At 42.2% G+C, this 19,340-nt stretch carries 20 protein-coding genes; 17 read left to right on the forward strand and 3 right to left on the reverse strand.

Features of this window, described 5'->3' with window-relative positions:
* Positions 1 to 6: 6 nt before the first annotated feature.
* The gene (locus IGJ45_RS06885) at positions 7 to 1,239 is read right to left on the reverse strand and encodes an SPFH domain-containing protein (protein WP_005472382.1); all 1,233 of its coding nucleotides are present in this window, start codon (positions 1,237 to 1,239) and stop codon (positions 7 to 9) included.
* Positions 1,240 to 1,543: 304 nt separating this feature from the next.
* Between IGJ45_RS06885 and dnaX the strand changes: the two genes are divergently transcribed.
* The 15 genes from dnaX to IGJ45_RS06960 all read left to right on the forward strand — a co-directional run bounded on the left by dnaX (position 1,544) and on the right by IGJ45_RS06960 (position 12,922).
* Positions 1,544 to 3,262 (forward strand): DNA polymerase III subunit gamma/tau, encoded by a 1,719-nt coding sequence (dnaX, locus tag IGJ45_RS06890; RefSeq protein ID WP_423121544.1) that lies wholly within the window; start codon positions 1,544 to 1,546, stop codon positions 3,260 to 3,262.
* 20 nt (positions 3,263 to 3,282) lie between these two features.
* Positions 3,283 to 3,597: a YbaB/EbfC family nucleoid-associated protein gene (locus tag IGJ45_RS06895; protein WP_003127089.1), complete on the forward strand. Its 315-nt coding sequence runs from the start codon at positions 3,283 to 3,285 to the stop codon at positions 3,595 to 3,597.
* A 15-nt stretch (positions 3,598 to 3,612) separates the two neighbouring features.
* Complete coding sequence (gene recR / locus IGJ45_RS06900) at positions 3,613 to 4,209, forward strand: recombination mediator RecR (protein WP_003127090.1); 597 nt, start codon at positions 3,613 to 3,615, stop codon at positions 4,207 to 4,209.
* Positions 4,210 to 4,228: 19 nt separating this feature from the next.
* Positions 4,229 to 4,876, forward strand: coding sequence for a dTMP kinase (gene tmk, locus IGJ45_RS06905; RefSeq protein ID WP_003127091.1), 648 nt, complete (start codon positions 4,229 to 4,231; stop codon positions 4,874 to 4,876).
* A 31-nt stretch (positions 4,877 to 4,907) separates the two neighbouring features.
* On the forward strand, positions 4,908 to 5,237 hold the full coding sequence (locus tag IGJ45_RS06910; protein WP_003127092.1) for a cyclic-di-AMP receptor: 330 nt from the start codon (positions 4,908 to 4,910) through the stop codon (positions 5,235 to 5,237).
* 13 nt (positions 5,238 to 5,250) lie between these two features.
* Positions 5,251 to 6,195, forward strand: a complete 945-nt coding sequence (holB, locus tag IGJ45_RS06915; RefSeq protein ID WP_113849863.1) for a DNA polymerase III subunit delta' — start codon at positions 5,251 to 5,253, stop codon at positions 6,193 to 6,195.
* 15 nt (positions 6,196 to 6,210) lie between these two features.
* Entirely contained in the window at positions 6,211 to 7,011 is an 801-nt protein-coding gene (locus IGJ45_RS06920; protein ID WP_409531250.1) for a PSP1 domain-containing protein, read from the forward strand.
* Between the two features lie 19 nt (positions 7,012 to 7,030).
* Positions 7,031 to 7,378 (forward strand): DNA replication initiation control protein YabA, encoded by a 348-nt coding sequence (locus IGJ45_RS06925; RefSeq protein ID WP_003127096.1) that lies wholly within the window; start codon positions 7,031 to 7,033, stop codon positions 7,376 to 7,378.
* A gap of 51 nt (positions 7,379 to 7,429) precedes the next feature.
* Positions 7,430 to 8,287 (forward strand): 16S rRNA (cytidine(1402)-2'-O)-methyltransferase, encoded by an 858-nt coding sequence (gene rsmI / locus IGJ45_RS06930; protein WP_409531251.1) that lies wholly within the window; start codon positions 7,430 to 7,432, stop codon positions 8,285 to 8,287.
* A 114-nt stretch (positions 8,288 to 8,401) separates the two neighbouring features.
* Positions 8,402 to 8,701, forward strand: a complete 300-nt coding sequence (locus tag IGJ45_RS06935; protein WP_003127098.1) for a MazG-like family protein — start codon at positions 8,402 to 8,404, stop codon at positions 8,699 to 8,701.
* A gap of 55 nt (positions 8,702 to 8,756) precedes the next feature.
* Positions 8,757 to 9,212, forward strand: a complete 456-nt coding sequence (locus IGJ45_RS06940; RefSeq protein ID WP_103300021.1) for a GNAT family N-acetyltransferase — start codon at positions 8,757 to 8,759, stop codon at positions 9,210 to 9,212.
* A 158-nt stretch (positions 9,213 to 9,370) separates the two neighbouring features.
* Positions 9,371 to 10,588 carry an ammonium transporter gene (locus IGJ45_RS06945; protein ID WP_409531252.1) on the forward strand — a complete coding sequence of 406 codons (1,218 nt, stop codon included), beginning with the start codon at positions 9,371 to 9,373 and terminating at the stop codon, positions 10,586 to 10,588.
* 14 nt (positions 10,589 to 10,602) lie between these two features.
* Positions 10,603 to 10,941 (forward strand): P-II family nitrogen regulator, encoded by a 339-nt coding sequence (locus tag IGJ45_RS06950; RefSeq protein WP_103300023.1) that lies wholly within the window; start codon positions 10,603 to 10,605, stop codon positions 10,939 to 10,941.
* Between the two features lie 181 nt (positions 10,942 to 11,122).
* Positions 11,123 to 12,238, forward strand: coding sequence for a DNA polymerase IV (dinB, locus tag IGJ45_RS06955; RefSeq protein ID WP_005472399.1), 1,116 nt, complete (start codon positions 11,123 to 11,125; stop codon positions 12,236 to 12,238).
* Between the two features lie 18 nt (positions 12,239 to 12,256).
* Positions 12,257 to 12,922: a DNA alkylation repair protein gene (locus tag IGJ45_RS06960; protein WP_371823154.1), complete on the forward strand. Its 666-nt coding sequence runs from the start codon at positions 12,257 to 12,259 to the stop codon at positions 12,920 to 12,922.
* Positions 12,923 to 13,158: 236 nt separating this feature from the next.
* Here the strand turns inward: IGJ45_RS06960 and nrdG are convergent, their stop codons facing one another.
* A complete protein-coding gene (gene nrdG, locus IGJ45_RS06965; RefSeq protein ID WP_003127104.1) occupies positions 13,159 to 13,755 on the reverse strand; it encodes an anaerobic ribonucleoside-triphosphate reductase activating protein in 597 nt (198 codons plus the stop codon).
* Between the two features lie 189 nt (positions 13,756 to 13,944).
* Complete coding sequence (nrdD, locus tag IGJ45_RS06970) at positions 13,945 to 16,146, reverse strand: anaerobic ribonucleoside-triphosphate reductase (RefSeq protein WP_438768662.1); 2,202 nt, start codon at positions 16,144 to 16,146, stop codon at positions 13,945 to 13,947.
* A gap of 297 nt (positions 16,147 to 16,443) precedes the next feature.
* Between nrdD and IGJ45_RS06975 the strand changes: the two genes are divergently transcribed.
* Both IGJ45_RS06975 and IGJ45_RS06980 read left to right on the forward strand, forming a co-directional pair.
* On the forward strand, positions 16,444 to 17,208 hold the full coding sequence (locus tag IGJ45_RS06975) for an ABC transporter ATP-binding protein (protein WP_003127107.1): 765 nt from the start codon (positions 16,444 to 16,446) through the stop codon (positions 17,206 to 17,208).
* Complete coding sequence (locus IGJ45_RS06980; RefSeq protein ID WP_423121545.1) at positions 17,198 to 19,255, forward strand: FtsX-like permease family protein; 2,058 nt, start codon at positions 17,198 to 17,200, stop codon at positions 19,253 to 19,255. The genes IGJ45_RS06975 and IGJ45_RS06980 overlap by 11 nt, the downstream gene beginning before the upstream one ends.
* The last annotated feature ends 85 nt before the right edge of the window (positions 19,256 to 19,340 follow it).

Here is a 19,340-nt window from a genome sequence, read left to right on the forward strand (position 1 = left end):
CTTCATTTAGTCTAAAGGAACTCCCTTAAATGGCTTGCCGCAGTTGGGACAGAATTTCGGGATTCCATTTGCTAAATCAATTATTTCACTACATTCTGAACATTTCATTTGTAAACTTGGGGTTCCTGTAGGTTTTGCTGTACCGCAATTGCTGCAGAACTTACCCGTATTGCTTGTTCCACACTGAGGGCAGTCCCAACTATCGCCATTGTTTTGTTTCTGCTGATTTTCTTGGTTTTGCTGGATTTGTTGCTGATTGTTTTGAGCTGCTTGATTCAAGTAACCGCCAGTTGTGTTCATCCCCATGCCCATACCAACAAATCCGGTTGTTGCACCGGCAGCATTACTACCTGCGGATTCCATCCCACGTGCGATCGAACCTTGAACATACCCTTCACGAACATTTGGGTCACCCAACATGGCACCTTGATTACGCATGTTGATTAGTTTCACTGAATCATCCGTATAAGAGATGCTTGCAACAGCGACTGAAACGATTTCCATTCCTCGCAGTTCGCGCCAACTGTCGTCTAAAACCTCACCCATGTATTTGCTTAATTCCATACTTTTTGATGGAACATAGGAGATGCGCTCGCCATCCGCTGACATTTTGTTGATGGCTGTCTGTAAAGCAGTCAGAAACTCTGCTAAATATTGTTCGTTAATGTCATTGATGTCAACTTGTGTTTTATTTTTTGGAATCGCGTTGGTGTAGAATAAGATCGGATCAGTAATTCGCAATGAGTAATTTCCATGGGCTCTTAGGAATAATTCTGCATTATAAAAGTTGTCAAAATAATTTAATGGAGAAGAAGTCCCGAAGCGGATTCCTTTGATTTCTTGCAAATTGATATAGAAAACTTGTTGTTTTTGAGGTGTTACGCCACCAAATTTGAAGCGATTAAACGTTTCAGAGATGGCATCCTTTAAGGAACCGTTGAACATGGAAGGAGCCAAGTCATTTTTGACGGTATAGTAGCCTTCCTCTGCTGTATAATCAATGATTTTTCCACCATCGACCAGCAGCATCATCATATTAGGGTAGACGTGGATTACAGAGCCATCTGTTATGACATCCTCCGTTCCTTTTCGGTTCGAACCGCGTTTGTCATTGCGCCGTACCTTCACACCTTTAGTCATCACTGTCGTGTCGCCCATATTGTCAGGTTCGAAGACCTCTAGCCATTGGTCGGCAAGACCTCCGCCAATCGTGCTTGTTGCAGCTTTGATAATACCCATTTTCAGTCCTCCTTACAAATTTTCATCATCCAATGGATGAATGTACATTCATTATACCATAGCTCCGTATTTTCTATGTATTAGACCAAAGTTGTAGAAGTGTAGGCAAAAGTTGAATAAAAAATCGTCTATAAAACAATACTTTTTTCAAAGTATCGTTCTCTAGGATGTGCGGATTTTTATTAAAAGATTGCTCCCTTAAAAAATCATTTCTTTTTCAGCAGATAGGCAACTCAAGGTAGTTTTTTTTGTAAATATTACGTATAATAGATAATAGCGAATTTTGAAAAGAGTGAGGAAAAATATGGCCTATCAAGCATTGTACCGTGTATGGCGATCCCAACGGTTCGAGGATGTCGTTGGACAAAAAGCAATTACGCAAACCTTGAAAAATGCGATCGAGCAAAATCAAATTTCGCATGCTTATTTATTTACCGGTCCTCGGGGAACGGGAAAAACGAGTGCTGCCAAAATCTTTGCAAAAGCAATCAATTGTCCAAACCAAGTCAATGGAGAGCCCTGCAATGAATGCGAGATGTGCCGTTCGATCACAGCTGGTACGCAAGAAGACGTTATCGAAATCGACGCAGCCAGCAACAATGGGGTCGAAGAGATCCGCTTTATCCGAGACCGTGCAAATTATGCACCAACACAAGCTGAATATAAAGTATATATCGTGGATGAAGTTCATATGTTGTCGACCGGCGCCTTCAACGCGTTACTGAAGACGTTAGAAGAACCACGAAAAAATGTGGTGTTTATTTTGGCGACGACAGAGCCGCACAAGATTCCTGCAACGATCATTTCTCGAACGCAACGATTTGATTTTAAGCGAATCAATACGCAAGATATCGTTGATCATCTAAAGACAGTTTTAGACGGCAGTCAAATTGCCTATGAAGAAGAGGCGCTGCAAGTGATCGCACGAGCAGCAGAAGGTGGGATGCGGGATGCGTTAAGCATTGCTGACCAAGCTATTGCCTTTAGTGATGGCAAAGTCACGACTCAAGACGCATTAGAAGTAACCGGCAGTTTGTCTTATGAGATGATGGACCGTTTGATGCAATTTTGCGAAGACCAAGCAGTACCAGATGCATTAGAGACATTGCGCCAGCTGCTGTCTTCGGGCAAAGAAGCACGGCGGTTGTTGGGGAACTTGCTGGTCTATTGTCGTGACTTGCTCTTATATCAGCAGGCACCACAATTATTAGAAGAAAAATCACTGCAGATCACACCAGGCTTCAAAGCTTTAGCTCAGGCAGCTACTGCAGATCAAATCTACCATTGGATCACTGTTTTGAATGAGACGCAAAACGAGGTGCGATTTACCAATAATCCGACCATTTATTTGGAAGTAGCAGTTGTTAAACTAGCAAATCAGAGGAGATTGCCAGCTTCAGGAGAAGTTTCGGTGTCGAATCAAGAAGTTCAGCAGCTTCGTCAAGAAATTCAGAAGCTGCAGTCAGAAGTACGAAAACTACAAGAAAACCCATCGGCGGCCAGCAGTGAACCGGTCAATCCACCTGCCAAGAAGACCAAAAATAGCAGCACTTTCCGAGTGCCGAAAGAACGGGTCTTTCAAGTCTTGAAAGAAGCCACAAAAAAAGATCTCGCAAATGTGCGGAACATTTGGGATGATCTGTTGATGTCATTGTCGGTGACACAACGAGCAATGCTCCACGCGAGCGAAGCAAAAGCAGCCAGTGCATCTGGTGTAGTGATTGCCTTTGATTATGAGATTGTCTGTCAACGGGCAGCTAATGACCAAGACTTGCAGCTGACATTGCATAATCAAATTTCACGAATGATATCTGATTATGCACCGCAATCCGTGTTTATCACGAAAGAAAGCTGGCCAATCTTACGACAAGAATTTATTGCTGGCGGACAAACCTTCAATACAGGCGAATTAGATGAAGGGGAAGCTGAACCAGAACCAACTACGGAAGAACCTGAAAATGAAGTCGTCGTTACCAAAGCCCAAGAGCTTTTTGGTGAATTGGCGAGCATCGAAGAAAATTGAGAGAATTGGAGTGAAGAACAATGATGCGAGGCATGGGAAATATGCAAGGCATGATGAAGCAAGTACAAAAAATGCAAAAAGAGATGGTAAAAGAACAAGAAGCCCTAAACAGTAAAGAATTTATCGGCGAGTCAACAAATGGCTATGTGAAGGCAACTTTTACAGGTGATAAAAAATTACGCGATCTTTCGATCGATCAAGCAATCGTCGATCCGGAAGATGTCGACATGTTACAAGATATGCTGATCTTGGCAGTAAATGATGGATTAACTAAAATTGAAAAAGAAACCGAACGGACTATGGGTAAATACACTAAAGGAATCCCCGGTTTATAAAAGGAGAAATGTGGCGTGCAGTATCCAGAACCGATCGCACGATTAATCGACAGCTACATGAAGCTGCCAGGTATCGGACAAAAAACAGCAACTAGATTGGCTTTTTATACGATCGATATGAAAGATGAAGTCGTCAATGAGTTTGCTAAATCACTGTTGAGCGTCAAACGTGATCTGCATTTTTGCAGTATTTGCGGAAACATTACAGAAGGAGATCCCTGTGAGATCTGCAGTGACCCTTCACGAGATAAAGGCACGATCTTAGTAGTAGAAGAACCAAAGGATGTCATGGCGTTAGAAAAAGTCCGTGAGTACCATGGACTCTATCATGTTTTGCATGGTGTTCTGTCTCCAATGGAAGGGACTGGACCAGAAGATATCAATATTGCTCCTTTGATTCAGCGCCTGCATGATGACCAAGTGAAAGAAGTGATCATTGCTACGAACGCCACGACAGAAGGCGAAGCTACCGCGATCTATCTTTCCCGACTGATCAAACCAGCGGGGATCAAAGTGACGCGGTTGGCTCACGGCTTATCTGTCGGCAGCGATATTGAATATGCGGACGAAGTGACATTGCTTAAAGCAGTGGAAGGAAGACGTGAATTATAAGAAATTGGAGGCAACAAGGGTGAGTGGACTGTTCATAACCATTGAAGGACCAGATGGCGCTGGCAAAACCAGTGTTTTAGAAGAACTATATCCTCGTTTGCAGCTAGAAGCCAAACGAGACATTGTCAAAACGAGAGAACCAGGCGGTGTAAAAATCGCAGAAAAAATTCGGCGGATCATACTGGATCCCAAAAATTCTGAGATGGATGAACGGACTGAAGCATTGCTGTATGCTGCTGCAAGACGCCAACATTTGATCCAAGTGATTTTACCAGCATTGAATGAAGGCAAAATCGTGATCTGTGATCGATTTGTAGACAGTTCTTTAGCTTATCAAGGGGCAGGGCGCCGGATCGGTATTCCTGAGATTGCACGTATCAATGAATTTGCCACCGAAGGCACGGAGCCTGACTTCACCTTGTATTTGGATGTCGATTCGGATACAGGTTTAAGAAGGATTCAAGAGCATCGGGCTCATCAGTTGGATCGCTTGGACGCGGAAGGATTAGAATTTCACCAACGAGTTCGTCATGCTTATTTGAAGCTGGCAGAAGAAAATCCTGTACGCATCCATAAGGTTGATGCTAGAATGGGATTACAAGATGTCGTTGAGACAAGTTTTTCAGCAATCGTTGAAGCATATCCTTCCTACTTCAAAACAATGTGATCGCTGACGACAATAATAAGGAGATGATCTCATGAAATTGATTATGGCAATCGTGCAAGACAAAGACAGCAACCGATTAGCAAATGAATTCATCGATGCCAACATTCGCGCTACGAAACTTTCATCTACCGGCGGATTCTTAAAAGCCGGCAACAGTACATTTATTATTGGTCTTGAGGATGAGCGGGTCCAAGACGCATTGGAACTGATCAAGAAAACCTGTCAGTCTAGAAAACAATATGTTTCCACACCAATGTCGTTAGACATCTCACTTGATGGGCAAGTACCTTATCCAGTGGAAGTAGAAGTTGGCGGTGCAACGGTTTTTGTTCTACCAGTCGATGGCTTCCATCAATACTAAAAAGGAGCAGACCATGGAGGAACTTTTTTTACAAGAATATCAACCTCTGGTTTTTGCCCAACTGAAGAAAAGTGTCGAGCATGGGCGGATTGCCCATGCTTATCTTTTTGAAGGCGATGCAGGAACGGGCAAACATGAGATGAGTTTGTGGCTGGCGAAACGTCTCTTTTGTACGAATGTTCAATCAGATGAACCTTGCGGATCTTGCAGTAATTGTTTGCGGATCGCTCAAGGGGAGCACCCGGACGTACTCATGGTGGAACCAGATGGACAGACGATCAAAGTAGATCAAATTCGTCAGTTGCAAGAAGAATTTTCTAAGAGCGGCTTCGAAAGTCGCTTGAAAATCTTTATTCTTTCGCAATCAGAAAAAATGAATACAAGTGCAGCAAATAGTTTACTGAAATTTTTGGAAGAACCTGTAGGGAATTTCTTAGCGATTTTAGAAACGGAAAGTGTTGGACGGATCTTGCCGACGATCCAGTCCCGTTGTCAAATCATTCATTTTTCACCATTGGCGAAAGACAAATTGCAGACAAAGCTGCAAAAAGAAGGACTTTCTCAAGAGAGTAGCCGTCTTTTGAGTTACTTGACAAATAGTTATCATAAAGCAGTTGAAATCTCCCAAGAGGAATGGTTTAATGAAACTAAGGATGCTGTTGCACAATGGGTGAAGTATCTCTTGAAGAAAGATCCGCAAGCGTTTATTTTCGTTCAAAAAAAGCTGCTCGCTTTAGCAAAAGAAAAAGAACAGCAGAGAGTTATTTTTTCGATTCTGTTATTTTATTTGCAGGAAGAACGAGACCAGTTATTGGCACAAGGCTTATGGGGAAAAGAGATCAATCTTGCCATCGAAGCTGCCTTGCAAGCCCAAAAGAAACTGCAAGCGAATGTAGCTTTTCAAGGCGTTGCTGAACAATTTTCAGTGAAGATCATCTATGGCATAACAGTACCCTAAAGGGGGAGCAATGTTATGATAGAAGTAGTCGGTGTACGCTTTCGCGCTGCGGGACAAATCTATTTTTATGCGCCTGAGAAGCGAGATTACACGTCGGGGGAACGAGTGATCGTTGAATCACAAGAAGCAAAGTTTATGGCGACCGTCGCGATTCCTAAGCAGTTGATCGATTCGCAAGATTTGCCTTATGACATAAAGCCAATCATTAGACAGGCCACGCCTAAAGATATCGAGAAAGAAAAGAAAAATCGTCAAGATGCTGAAGAAGCGCTGATCATTGGCAAGCAGAAGATTCGAGCGCACAATTTACCTATGAAACTTGTTAGGGCAGAATATACATTTGAGCGGTCAAAGATGCTGTATTATTTTACAGCGGATGGTCGAGTTGATTTCCGCGAACTAGTCAAAGATTTGGCGAGTCATTTTCATACAAGGATCGAGTTGCGACAAATCGGTGTACGAGATGAAGCAAAGGCGATCGGCGGAATTGGTCCATGCGGCCGCAAGCTCTGCTGTTCGACGTTCTTAGGCGATTTTATCCCTGTCTCGATCAAAATGGCCAAAGATCAAGGGCTGTCTTTGAATCCGACGAAAATTTCCGGGTTGTGTGGTCGTTTGATGTGCTGTTTGAAGTATGAGAATGATGAATATGAACAAGCAAAACGAGAATTACCGGATCGCGGCAAAGAAGTTGTGACTCCGGATGGAAAAGGAAAAGTAGTCGGTCTGGATTTATTGCAGCGCATTATCAAAGTCCGTTTGTACGATCGACAAACGCCCATAGACTATGAATATGAAGAACTAGTGACAAAATAAGTAGGTGACCATAATGAGCATGGACAAGCGATCGATTTATGATGGATTGAATCAGTTAGAAAATGAACTGCAAAATTCGTTGAATAACTTAGCAGAGATGAAACAGTCTTTGCAAGAAATCGTTGAAAAAAATACGACGCTAGAATTAGAAAATCAACGTTTACGGGAACATATCCGTGAATTGAATCAAGTGGCCGAAGCGCCCGCAGAATCGGTCAAACAAGAATTGTCCAAATCGCGAATGAATTTGGAAAAGATATACGAAGAAGGATTCCATGTTTGTTATGACTTATATGGATCTAGAAGAGAACATGATGAACCGTGTGCTTTTTGTCTTGAAGTGATCTATCGAGAAAGCGGACGATAATAGGAAATGACCAGCGCAGGTGGCTGGTCTTTTTTTGAAAGTAGGGAAAGTATGCAGAAACAACAAAGCTATAAACAATCGAATGGAACGCTTTATTTAGTGCCGACACCAATCGGAAATTTGGAAGACATGACCGTTCGTTGTGTCAAAATTTTAGGGGAAGCCGATTTGATTGCCAGCGAAGATACTAGGAATACCCAGAAATTATTGAACCATTTTGAAATAACGACACCGCAACGAAGTTTGCATGAACATAATTTCAAGGAACGTGTGCCGCAACTCATCGATCAATTGCTAGCTGGAAAAATAATTGCACAATGTAGTGACGCAGGGATGCCATCGATCAGTGACCCTGGTCATGAATTAGTCAAAGCGTGCATTGCAGCTGATATTCCAGTGATTGCCTTGCCTGGTCCTACAGCAGGATTGACTGCTTTGATCGCTTCTGGTTTGTCTCCGCAGCCCAATCTTTTTTATGGCTTCTTACCTCGAAAAAAGAAAGAGCAAAAAGAAGCATTGGCTGAGCTGGCGAACCAGCCGGCTACGATGATCTTTTATGAATCACCTTACCGCTTGGCAGCGACGATCGAAAATATGATTACTGTTTTTGGTGCAGAACGTTCTGCAGTCATCTGTCGAGAGTTGACAAAAATCCATGAGGAATACTTGCGAGGTTCTTTAAAGGAACTGTTGGACTATCTAGGGGATAATACAGTCAAAGGAGAGTGCTGCCTTTTGGTTGAGGGATCGACGGACTCTGTCGAAATCGTTTATGACGGAAGCCTTAAAGAGCAAGTAACAGCTCTGATGGAGACCGGGATGTCTTCTAAGGAGGCTATCAAGGAAGTGGCGAAACGCAATCAAGTAAAAAAACAAACGGTCTATCATGCCTATCACTTAGACGCTTAACCGATGCCTGTGCATCGGTTTTTTTGAATAATGAGTTTCATTTTTAGTGGCATGGATGATTGGGTGAAACCGTCACAAAAGGACATGATATACTAGTTTAAAAAGGAGAAAAAGATGAACATACGAGACATGCAAAAAGCGATCTATCAAAACAAAATCGATCATCAATTTAATGTCACCAATATTGAAAAGGAATTTTTGTCATTATATGGTGAAGTGGCTGAAGCTTTTGATGCTTATCGAAAAAAACAAAATGTGGGGGAAGAATTGGCAGATGTAGCCATCTACCTTCTCGGTTTAGCGGAGATCTTATCGATTGATCTAGACGGAGAGATTCAGAAAAAAATGAAAATCAACCAAGCCCGCCGCTATACCAGTTATGGCAATGGGTATGCAAAACGAATCGATGAATGATGGTTCGTCATTCGATTGAACTGACAATGAATTGTTAAAGGAAGTGGGAAACGAAATGACAACCAACTTAAGCATGCGTGAGCTAACAGAAAAAGATTTAAAGGAAGCTGTTGAAATGTATATTGCAGTCTTTTCAGCGGAACCATGGAATGATCAACTGACCGTTCCTCAAATTACAGAATATGTGTCATCCATGATGGCGATGAATACTTATATTGGCTATTTTCTAACGGACTCATTGACCAATGAAAAGATAGGGTACTCGTTAGGCTTTATTAAGCCGTGGTACCAAGGAAAAGAATATGTCATCGATACCTTTTTAATTGCTGGCAAGCATCAAGGGAAAGGTTTCGGCTCTGCTTTTTTAGAAATGATCAAAGAAGAGTTGGTCAAAAAAGGCATTCCCACGATACTATTAGATACAGAAGAAAAGATGCCAGCTGCCGATTTTTATAAAAAGAATGGCTTTAAGCCTTTGACGGATAATGTGACTTTTTATGCGTCGTTTTGATCGCCATTACCCAAGAAAGCCATCACTCGAATTGTGAATGTCAGATTTCATAACATATAAAGTGAGCTTTTTTCAGAATAATTGCAAAAATTTTAAAAAACACTAGCGATCTCCTGGATATGATGGTAGGATATCTAACATAAAAGGGAGTGATTGGAATGGGAACAGGCAATAGTGGGTTTATTTTGGTTTGCAGTGGGATGGTTTTTTTAATGACTCCTGCGCTAGCTTTTTTTTATGGTGGATTGGAAAGGCGAAAAAATATCTTGAATACAATGATGATGGTGATTTGCACCATGGGACTAGCTTCAGTTCTGTGGGTGGCGGCTGGGTATTCGCTTTCTTTCAGTGGTACCGGTGCGTTTATCGGCAACATCGATAAGTTATTTTTCCAGCAAGTTTCCATGACGGACGGAGAAGGGATTCCTGAAGGATTGTTTGCGGCTTTTCAAATGATGTTTGCACTAATCACAACAGCGATCATTACCGGATCAGTCGTAGGACGAATGCGTTTTTCAGCTATTTTCTTATTTATTGGCTGCTGGCTGTTTTTGGTTTACTTTCCGATGGCCCATATGGTTTGGGGTGGCGGCTTCTTAGATGCTATCGGTTCGATTGATTTTGCAGGAGGCAACGTTGTCCATATTAGTTCAGGAATCAGCGGTCTCGTGCTAGCATTAGTCGTGGGTAAGAGACGCGAGTTTCATCAAACGGAGTATCGTCCCCATAATATTCCATTTGTCGTATTAGGTGCAGGGTTGCTATGGTTTGGCTGGTTTGGCTTCAATGCTGGATCAGCATTAGCTGCTGACGGGATCGCCATTCAAGCGTTGTTAACGACCAATACGGCAGCCGCAGCTGCGATGCTCTCCTGGATGTTGATTGAAAAAGTTCTATTAGGGAAGCCAACCATTGTCGGAGCTTGTACCGGAGCTGTCGTGGGTCTGGTAGCAATTACTCCTGGCGCAGGTTTTGTTTCCCTTTGGTCATCCTTTGTGATCGGGGCATTAGTGAGTCCGTTTTGTTATTACTTTATTTCGGTCATCAAGCATCGCTTAGGTCTGGATGATGCTTTGGATGCTTTTGGTTGTCATGGGATTGGCGGAATCTTTGGTGGAATCATGACGGGGATTTTCGCTGATCCTGCTGTCAATCATCAAACTGGGTTGCTCTATGGTGGAACAGAATTGTTCATTGCGCAGATCATTAGTATCGTATTTACGATTCTTTTTGCGGGGGGCATATCCTTTCTATTGATCCATGTGATCAAACGCGTGCTACCGATCCGGGTCACAGAACAAGAAGAAGCTATTGGAATGGATCGCAGTGAACATGATGAAACAGCTTATCCAACGTTCATGGGGCCGGATTCATAGATGGAGGAATGCAGATGAAAAAAGTAGAAGCGATCATTCGACAAGAAAAATTAGAAGAATTAAAGGCAGCTCTTGATCAAATAGATATGGCTGGAATGACGGTGAGTCAAGTATTGGGCTGTGGTAATCAAAAAGGGGTCAAAGAATTTGTTCGGGGACAAGCAGTGATTACGACACTTTTGCCTAAAGTAAAGGCGAGTTTTGTTGTAGCAGATGAAGAGGTTGAAGCAATCATTGAACTGATTTTGTCTATCTGCCATACAGGTGAAGTAGGTGATGGTAAAATTTTTATTTACCCAATCGAAGAAGCAGTACGAATCCGAACCAATGAACGAGGCCCATCAGCGCTGTAAGTCTAGACGTTTTTAACGAAGCGAACCAAATTTGAAGTCTTAAATCATAACGGGAAGCAAAAAGAATTTCTGTCTTTTTTACAGGGATTCTTTTTGTTTGCAACAATCGCCGATGCTTGGAATGAGCCTCTTGATAGGGAACTTCTGTTCGTTTATAATAGAGGAGAATGGAGTGGTGAAGATGGCTGAGTTGCGTTTTCCGTTAAAAAACGATACTTCTCGGAAAATCATCCATATCGATATGGATGCCTTTTTTGCATCAGTAGAAGAAAGAGACAATCCTGAATTGGCTAAACATCCCTTAGTGATTGCCCGCCACCCAAGTGATACTGGGGGTAGAGGTGTCGTCACGACTGCCAATTATAAAGCACGTCAGTATGGGATCCATTCTGCAATGAGTGCGCAAAAAGCCTTTGAATTGTGTCCTCATGCCGTTTTTATACCTGGCAACCATCAGAAATACCGCGAAATTTCTCAGCAAGTCCGAGAGATCTTTGGGCGCTATACCGATGTGATTGAACCGGTTTCTATCGATGAGGCTTATCTAGATGTGACCGTCAACAAGATCAACTGTCCTTCAGCGATCAAAATTGCTCGCATGATCCAGCAAGACATTTGGCAGACGACCCAGCTTACTTGTTCAGCAGGCGTCAGCTACAATAAGTTTTTAGCCAAATTATCTTCGGATTTTCACAAACCCCGGGGGTTGACGGTAGTGATGCCGGAAGATGCCGTGGTCTTTTTAAAAAAATTACCGATTGACAAATTTCATGGTATCGGTAAGAAGACAGTGCCGAGAATGCACGAATTAGGGATTTATAAAGGATCTGACCTTTATGAGTGGAGCGAAATGGCATTGATCCAAGAATTTGGAAAAATGGGCTACTCATTATACCGGAAAGTTCGAGGAATCCATGATTCTCCGGTCAGTGTGACGAGAGAACGCAAATCAGTCGGAAAAGAACATACGTATGGCAATGCGTTAACCACAGAAGATCAAGTCATCAGTCAGCTAAGAAACCTGGCAGAAGAAGTAGAAAGATCATTGAAACGTACGCAAAAACACGGAAAGACTGTGGTGTTGAAAGTGCGTTATGCCGATTACTCCACCATCACAAAACGGGTCACGTTGCCAGAGTATATGCACAAGAAAGAAGCTATTTTTTCACAAGCTAGTTTGATTTGGGAGGAGATTCTAGGAATCGAAAAAGGGATCCGCTTATTGGGGATCACAGTTACGAATCTTGATCCATTAGCTTATGAAAATATCGTATTGCCTTTGTGGGAAACAGAATAAAATATATGGAGGCGCATAATGACGACAAACAGTCAATGGAAAGCGTTACTAGAGGAATTCATGGCGCAAGAAAATCCAGCACGAGGAGTTCAAATGCGGGCGTACATGCGGAACCAATTTGACTTTTTAGGGATTCCGTCACCTGTACGCAAACAAATACAAAGACCTTATTTTGCTGCAATGAAAAAGGCCGCCATCGATTGGGCATTTGTTGAAACCTGTTGGCAACTACCTTATCGTGAAATGCAATATGTAGCTATCGACTATCTGGTAACGATGCAGTCGGTCCTCCAACCAGACGAACTGGAGAAAATAAGTGAATTAGTCCTTCAAAAGTCTTGGTGGGATACTGTTGATGGCTTGAATAAAGTTGTTGGTGGGCTGACTATGACCTACCCGGAATTGAGCCAAAAGATGCTTGCTTGGAGCAAAGCAGAAAATTTATGGCTCCGGCGCATCGCCATTGACCACCAACTGCTTAGAAAAGAAAAAACCGATCGCGAGCTTTTAGAGACGATCCTTTTAAATAATTTAGGTAGCGATGAATTCTTTATCAATAAAGCGATTGGCTGGAGTTTGCGCGATTATGCTAAAACAAACCCTGAGTGGGTGCAGGCTTTTCTGTTAACGCACAAAGATCAGTTAGCTCCGTTAAGTATCAAAGAAGCAAGCAAACATTTGTAATGATGGTGTGTTTTATGATCAAAATAAAAGGGACTGTGCCATAAGTCTCCTACAAGTAACACTATCCGAACATTAATGATTATTGCTCCTGCGGTGCAGGGACTCCTCGTCGCAAAAGTCAGAGGAATCTATCCTAGCAATAGACTATTATTCGGTTAAACTTGTTGGATGATGACTTATGTCACAGTCCCTTTTATCTTTTGTATCAGTTTGAAATCTGAAGTTTATTCAAGTCGTCAAATACTCTTTTTGATTTGTTCATAGCTTTTTTCTGCGTCTTTGCATTTGTCCCAAATCACCGCTTCGCCTAGTGCTAGGGATTTAGGAACATCAATGATTCGTTGATTGCTGCTACCGCGAAATTGCAGATTCAAGTTGCGTTTGCTCAATTCGAAACGGCCATCAACTAGGATATCGATGCGAGACAGCAACTCAAGCTTATCTTCTGTTTCCAACAGTAGTTCCTCGAAGGTGTAACCAGACCAGCTCCAAATATCTTTGCCATGACCGAACTCGGAACGGACTCTGTTTACCACTTGCAGACATACTTCAGTATTCAAAAAAGGTTCGCCGCCCAATAGTGTTAGTCCCTGAACATAATCGTGCCGCAAATCTTCAATGATCTGTTCTTCGAGTTCTGCTGTGAATGGGGTGCCATAGCGGAAATTTTGGACTGCTTTATTGAAACAGCCTTCGCAAGCAAATAAACAACCACTGACATACAGGCTATTGCGGATACCTTCGCCGTCAACAAAGTTGAAGGCTTTATAATCTGCAATATGATTTTGACTATACTCTTTTGCTTGCCATTCTTTGGGGCGAGGATTTCTCATGTGCAAAACTTCTTTCTAACTATTCGATTATTCGATAAAAATGTCCTTCGCGACTGTAGCAAAAACCATTAGAAAGCACAAATGCGCGAGCAATTCCAGCACTCGTTTTCTGCGGACTCCTGACCAACAGTTGTCAGTTAGAAAGAAGCAGAATTTGCTTACGCTTTAGTCGCGTAGGGGACACTTGTTTCAGTCATTATTTTTCATATGTTTGACACGAGCGGAAATTTCTTTGTGACGACCGTGAACCATTGGTCGAGCTTGAGGATTTCCTAGGTAACCGCATGTTCGTTTGACGACGTCACAACTCTTTGGATCGTGATTGCCACATTGTGGACATTCGAAGCCGCGTTCAGTTGGATTGAAATCACCTTCATATCCGCATTCATAACAATGATCGATCGGAGTGTTGGTTCCTAGATAAGCGACACGATCATACGCATAATTCCAAACTGCTTCAAGAGCTTTGGGATTTTGTTGCAGAACTGGGTATTCACAATAATGAATAAAGCCGCCCGAACAATACTTTGGATAGTCTTTTTCAAAATCCAACTTTTCAAATGGCGTTGGATTTTTGCGGACATCATAGTGGAAGCTATTTGTGTAATATTCTTTATCTGTGATGTCTTCAACGATGCCGAATTTTTCTGTATCTAAACGACAAAAGCGATCGGTCAAGCTTTCGCTTGGTGTAGAATAGACGCTAAAATGATAGCCGTATTCATCGCCCCAAGCATCTGCATGGGCTTTTAACTCTTTCACGATGGCTAACGTGAATTCTTTTGCTTCAGGATCATTTTCCCATTCACCACCAAAGAAAGCAGCAGCTGCTTCATACAATCCAATATACCCTAAGGAAACAGTAGCACGTTTATTTTTGAACAACTCGTTGACACTGTCTTTGCGATCGAGGCGTTTGCCGAATGCGCCATACATGTATAGGATTGGTGCATTTGCCGGACTCGCTTCTTTGCAACGTTCTACTCGGTAAACAAGCGCATCTTTGACGATTTGCAGACGCTGCTCCAGAAGAGACCAGAATTTGTCGCGATCTCCGTTAGCTTCTAGGGCAATGCGGGGAATATTCAATGTTACGACCCCAAGGTTCATCCGTCCTACATTGACTTCTTCGCCATGTTCATCTTTCCAGCCTTGCAAGAAAGAACGGCAGCCCATCGGTACTTTGAAACTACCCGTCAATTCAATCAACTTGTCATAATTCAAGACATCTGGATACATCCGTTTCGTTGCGCATTCCAGAGCCAATTCTTTGATGTCGTAGTTTGGATCTGTGGGTTCCAGATTTACGCCGCGTTTGATACTGAAAATCAACTTCGGAAAGATTGCTGTCCGTTTTTCGCTGCCAAGTCCGTTGATCCGGATCTGTAAGATTGCACGTTGGATTTCTCGCTCAAACCAGTTTGTTCCCAGACCAAAGCCTAAGGAAGTGAAAGGTGTCTGTCCATTTGAAGTAAACAAAGTATTGATCTCATATTCCAAACTTTGCATCGCATCGTAAATGTCTTTTCTTGTCTTGTTCTTCGCGTAAGCTTCTTGGCGATCCTCGCCGTCGATCCATTCACGCGCATCTTGCAAGTGTTTTTGATAGTTCAATTCAGCAAAAGGTGCAAGTAATTCATCCGTCCGGTCTGCAGAACAACCGCCATATTGACTAGATGCCGCATTGGCAATGATTTGAGAGATCTGAGCTGTCGCCGTTTGAATCGATTTTGGTGATTCGACTTCTGCGTTTCCGATTTTGAAACCATTGTTCAGCATGCCTTTGAAATCGATTAGACAGCAGTTAGTCATCGGAGTATAAGGATGATAATCTAAATCATGATAATGGATATCACCTTTTTGATGGGCGTTCGCCACATGAGGGGGCAGCATTTTCAAGCCGATGGATTTCCCTACGATCCCTGCAGTCAAGTCTCTTTGAGTATTGAAGACATTGCTGTCTTTATTGGCATTTTCGTTGACCACTGTTTGATCTTTATTCATTAATTTATTGATCGTAAAGTTGATATCCGTCGCTTTGCTGCGTTCAAAATCGCGACGTGTCCGATAGTTGATATACTCTTCGGCCAATGCATATTCATTTTTTGCTAATAAAATATGCTCAACGATATTTTGGATTTCATAAATTTTAACGTTTTTGGTAAACCGTTCGGCGATCTCATGATCGATTCCTTCTACGATTTCTAAAATCCGTTCATGATCGAGGGGAGATAGTTCTCCTTTAACTTTTCTTTGGGCTTTTACTAATGCATCGTAAATTTTTTGGTCATCGAAATCTACTAAGCGACCATCACGTTTCACGATCTTCAATTGGGTTAATTGAGGATGGCTACCCCCGCTTTGTTCAGTATTTCTCTTTAAGTCCATCATTACTATCACTCCTTATCTTCTCCAATATCATAAAACAAAATATGGTTTTCGGCAACTATATATAGTGGCTTTTATTCGCTAAATAATTCAGTATGCACAATATGTAGTGTATATTCAAAAGCGGTTTTCAATAAAAACTTGATGATAACAAGGACTTGCATGTTTCACGTTTCACAAAATGAATAAAAATTGTAAAAAATTTTTATGTGTAAAAACGAAGCAGGGGCGATAGAGAAGAAAATATGCTACCATAAAGAAAATATGAAGAAAAGTAGAAATAGATCAAGGAGAATTTGCATGAAAAAAATGATCGATGTGAAGCACCTGACAAAAACCTATGGAACCCGCTTCAATCAAACCAAAGTCCTAGACAATCTTTCTTTTTCCGTTGATCAAGGGGAATTTGTGGGGATCATGGGACCAAGTGGTGCTGGAAAGACGACACTGATGAATATCCTTTCCTCCATCTTACGTCCGAGTCTAGGTTCTGTTGCAATCGGAGGACAAGAAATCACCCGCTTGTCAGAAAATGAGCTAAGCGATTTTCGCCGAAAAGAAATCGGCTTTATTTTTCAAGATTTTAATTTACTAGACACGTTGACTGCCAAAGACAACATTATCTTGCCACTGGCGATCGACCGTCTTTCGGTCAATGAAGTTGACCGGCGATTGGCACATCTGGCGAACTTATTGGGAATCGCTCATTTGTTAGACCGCTACCCAGAAGAACTATCGGTCGGTCAAAAGCAACGGGTGGCCGCCGCCAGAGCAATCATCAGCCGTCCTTCCGTGTTGTTTGCAGATGAACCCACGGGATCCTTGGACTCAAAAGCGGCGACAGAGCTGTTGCGTTATTTAGCTGAAATCAATCTGCAAGAAGATATGACGATTCTCATGGTGACTCACGATCCTTTCACTGCAAGTTATTGCAATCGGATTTTGTTTATTAGAGATGGTGTCTTTTTTGCAGAGGTAGTCAAAAAAGGGTCCCGCAAAGAATTTTTCGAAAAAATCATCGATATGCAAGCGACGATTGGAGGCGGGGATCGCCATGCTCTATAAAATTGGCTGGCGCAGTTTTTTGCAGCAGTTTCGCAATTATGTCGTTTACTTTGTGTGCATGATGACGGCAGTCATGATTTTTTATTCATTTAGTGCTATGATGAATGACCGTTTGCTGACTCAACGAGTGCAGCAAGACATTCGCATCGATGGCGTATTAGGTTTTGGTAGTACGATCGTTGCTGTTGTGGTGCTTTTTTTTATGCTAAGTGCCAATCATTTCTTCTTGAATCAACGGCAAAAAGAGATCAGTGTTTATCAGCTCCTGGGTTTGCGCAGAGCAAGGTTAAGCTGGCTGCTGCTGAGAGAAACGTTCCTCCTAAATCTTTTTTCCCTTGTTGTGGGCATTTTCATGGGGATTATATTTTCGAAATTTTTCTCAATGATCTTGATTCGAGTGATGGGACTATCCATCACTAGTCATTTTTTTAATTCGCCTCGTTCGATTTTGACTACCGTGTGGGTATTTTTGCTTGCCATGGTAGTTTTGAGTGGTCAAGTGGTTTTGTTTGTCTGGCAGAATCCTTTGATCGATCTAATGAAGAACAACTATACACTGCCAGTGAGCAAAATGAAGTGTCGCCCATTTCGGATGGCAATGGGGATCATCGGTTTGCTTCTGTTAGGGATCGGCTATTACTTAGCTCTGACGCTACGAACGACACTGGAGCGCTATATTAATTATACAGAAGATTATACTGCTGTTTTATGGATTCCATTGCTGATTTTATTTTGCTGTATCACAGCGACGTATTTGTTCTTTGACTGCACATTGCCAATGTTGTTGCATGTCTTAACGCTCCCCCGCAAAAAAATCAGCAAAGGCACACGCTTGATTGCATTCAACAATATCCGGGCTTATTTGCAGCGGACATGGAAAAGTTTTTCATTACTGACGATCATTACTGCGATCGCGATTTCTTTGATTGGTGGCACGATGGGGGTGATTTCCTTGAATTATCAGGCGACCAATCGTGATTATCCCGTCGATTTTCAAGTCGCAGCAGAAAATGCGGAAGAGTTAAAGCAAGTGATTCTGGAAAATCAGAGTCAGGTCGTCGCGGAGCAGACGCTCACTTTTCGTATCGTGCCGTTAAACATCAACGCGAAATACTTGGCCAATCCGATAAATACAGGACAAGAAACCGTATTGGTCAATGCGCTTTCTTTATCCGATTACCGAGCATTTCGTCGATTGGTGCCGGATGCACCTGCGGTTTCTTTAGGAGAAAATACTGCTGTTTTGTTTGATGATGATTATGATATTGCATACAACTTGAGAACTTACCAAAAAAATATTGCGCTGGAAAATGGTAAAAAACTCCTCTTAGACAACACGTATCAAGATTATTTTGGTGATATTGCGTTGCGTTACACCTTACCCAATGTATTAGTCGTCAATGACAAGGATTTTCAGGACATGTCGGGATTTGACTATCGATTGACTTATTTCAATGTTCAAACGGAGAATCAAGAGCAATTAACTCGGACGTTAGATGATCGACTTTCAGTCGAATGGACCTATCCGTTTTATTACAAGCGAACACAGGACAAAGGCCAAGTCAAGTATCAGCTGCAAACGGAGATCTCAGAGAAGCAACAATCATCGAAGGAGTTTATTACTGGTTATCGCTTGAACTTCGCCAATCGCTATCCGAATATGCGGGCCATTAGACGGCAAGGCGGTATTATTTTGTTCGTTTCTTTATTTGTCGGGGTGATCGTTTTGATCACTACGTCTAGCAGTTTGATTGTACGGCAATTTTCTAATACGGAGCGGGAAAAAAGAAATTATCGTTTATTGCGTACATTCGGTTATAGCAAAAAAGAAATTCGTTCGATCGTCTACTGGCAGAATTTTTGGGTTTTCATGCCAGGTACATTACTCGCGATTTTACATGCCGCATTCGCAATCAACACGCTGACGCAAATCATCGTGAGTCCAGGGTATTGGGTGGCACATCTGTTTGCAGGTGTTGCAGCCGTCGTATTCTTTATTGCTTATTTGATTACAGTTAAGTTATGCTTACGGATCATTGAAGAGTAAGCTGTCAGATTTTTTTCAATTTTGAGCTGGTACAAGACACGAGGAATGGTATAATTTAAGGGATAAATGAGTAGAGGAGTAGATA

Origin of the sequence: Enterococcus sp. DIV0574, from assembly GCF_051711125.1 — a bacterium.
Lineage (GTDB): Bacteria > Bacillota > Bacilli > Lactobacillales > Enterococcaceae > Enterococcus_D > Enterococcus_D gallinarum.

Bases quoted from the DNA above. Each gene is read 5' to 3' on its own strand.
- holB (WP_113849863.1), top strand. From the start codon at position 5,251: ATGGAGGAACTTTTTTTACAAGAATATCAACCTCTGGTTTTTGCCCAA.
- IGJ45_RS06895 (WP_003127089.1), top strand. From the start codon at position 3,283: ATGATGCGAGGCATGGGAAATATGCAAGGCATGATGAAGCAAGTACAA.
- IGJ45_RS06920 (WP_409531250.1), top strand. From the start codon at position 6,211: ATGATAGAAGTAGTCGGTGTACGCTTTCGCGCTGCGGGACAAATCTAT.
- IGJ45_RS06885 (WP_005472382.1), bottom strand. From the start codon at position 1,239: ATGGGTATTATCAAAGCTGCAACAAGCACGATTGGCGGAGGTCTTGCC.
- nrdG (WP_003127104.1), bottom strand. From the start codon at position 13,755: ATGAGAAATCCTCGCCCCAAAGAATGGCAAGCAAAAGAGTATAGTCAA.
- rsmI (WP_409531251.1), top strand. From the start codon at position 7,430: ATGCAGAAACAACAAAGCTATAAACAATCGAATGGAACGCTTTATTTA.
- IGJ45_RS06950 (WP_103300023.1), top strand. From the start codon at position 10,603: ATGAAAAAAGTAGAAGCGATCATTCGACAAGAAAAATTAGAAGAATTA.
- dnaX (WP_423121544.1), top strand. From the start codon at position 1,544: ATGGCCTATCAAGCATTGTACCGTGTATGGCGATCCCAACGGTTCGAG.
- IGJ45_RS06960 (WP_371823154.1), top strand. From the start codon at position 12,257: ATGACGACAAACAGTCAATGGAAAGCGTTACTAGAGGAATTCATGGCG.
- nrdD (WP_438768662.1), bottom strand. From the start codon at position 16,146: ATGATGGACTTAAAGAGAAATACTGAACAAAGCGGGGGTAGCCATCCT.
- IGJ45_RS06980 (WP_423121545.1), top strand. From the start codon at position 17,198: ATGCTCTATAAAATTGGCTGGCGCAGTTTTTTGCAGCAGTTTCGCAAT.
- dinB (WP_005472399.1), top strand. From the start codon at position 11,123: ATGGCTGAGTTGCGTTTTCCGTTAAAAAACGATACTTCTCGGAAAATC.
- IGJ45_RS06940 (WP_103300021.1), top strand. From the start codon at position 8,757: ATGACAACCAACTTAAGCATGCGTGAGCTAACAGAAAAAGATTTAAAG.
- IGJ45_RS06910 (WP_003127092.1), top strand. From the start codon at position 4,908: ATGAAATTGATTATGGCAATCGTGCAAGACAAAGACAGCAACCGATTA.
- IGJ45_RS06945 (WP_409531252.1), top strand. From the start codon at position 9,371: ATGGGAACAGGCAATAGTGGGTTTATTTTGGTTTGCAGTGGGATGGTT.
- IGJ45_RS06935 (WP_003127098.1), top strand. From the start codon at position 8,402: ATGAACATACGAGACATGCAAAAAGCGATCTATCAAAACAAAATCGAT.
- IGJ45_RS06975 (WP_003127107.1), top strand. From the start codon at position 16,444: ATGAAAAAAATGATCGATGTGAAGCACCTGACAAAAACCTATGGAACC.
- IGJ45_RS06925 (WP_003127096.1), top strand. From the start codon at position 7,031: ATGGACAAGCGATCGATTTATGATGGATTGAATCAGTTAGAAAATGAA.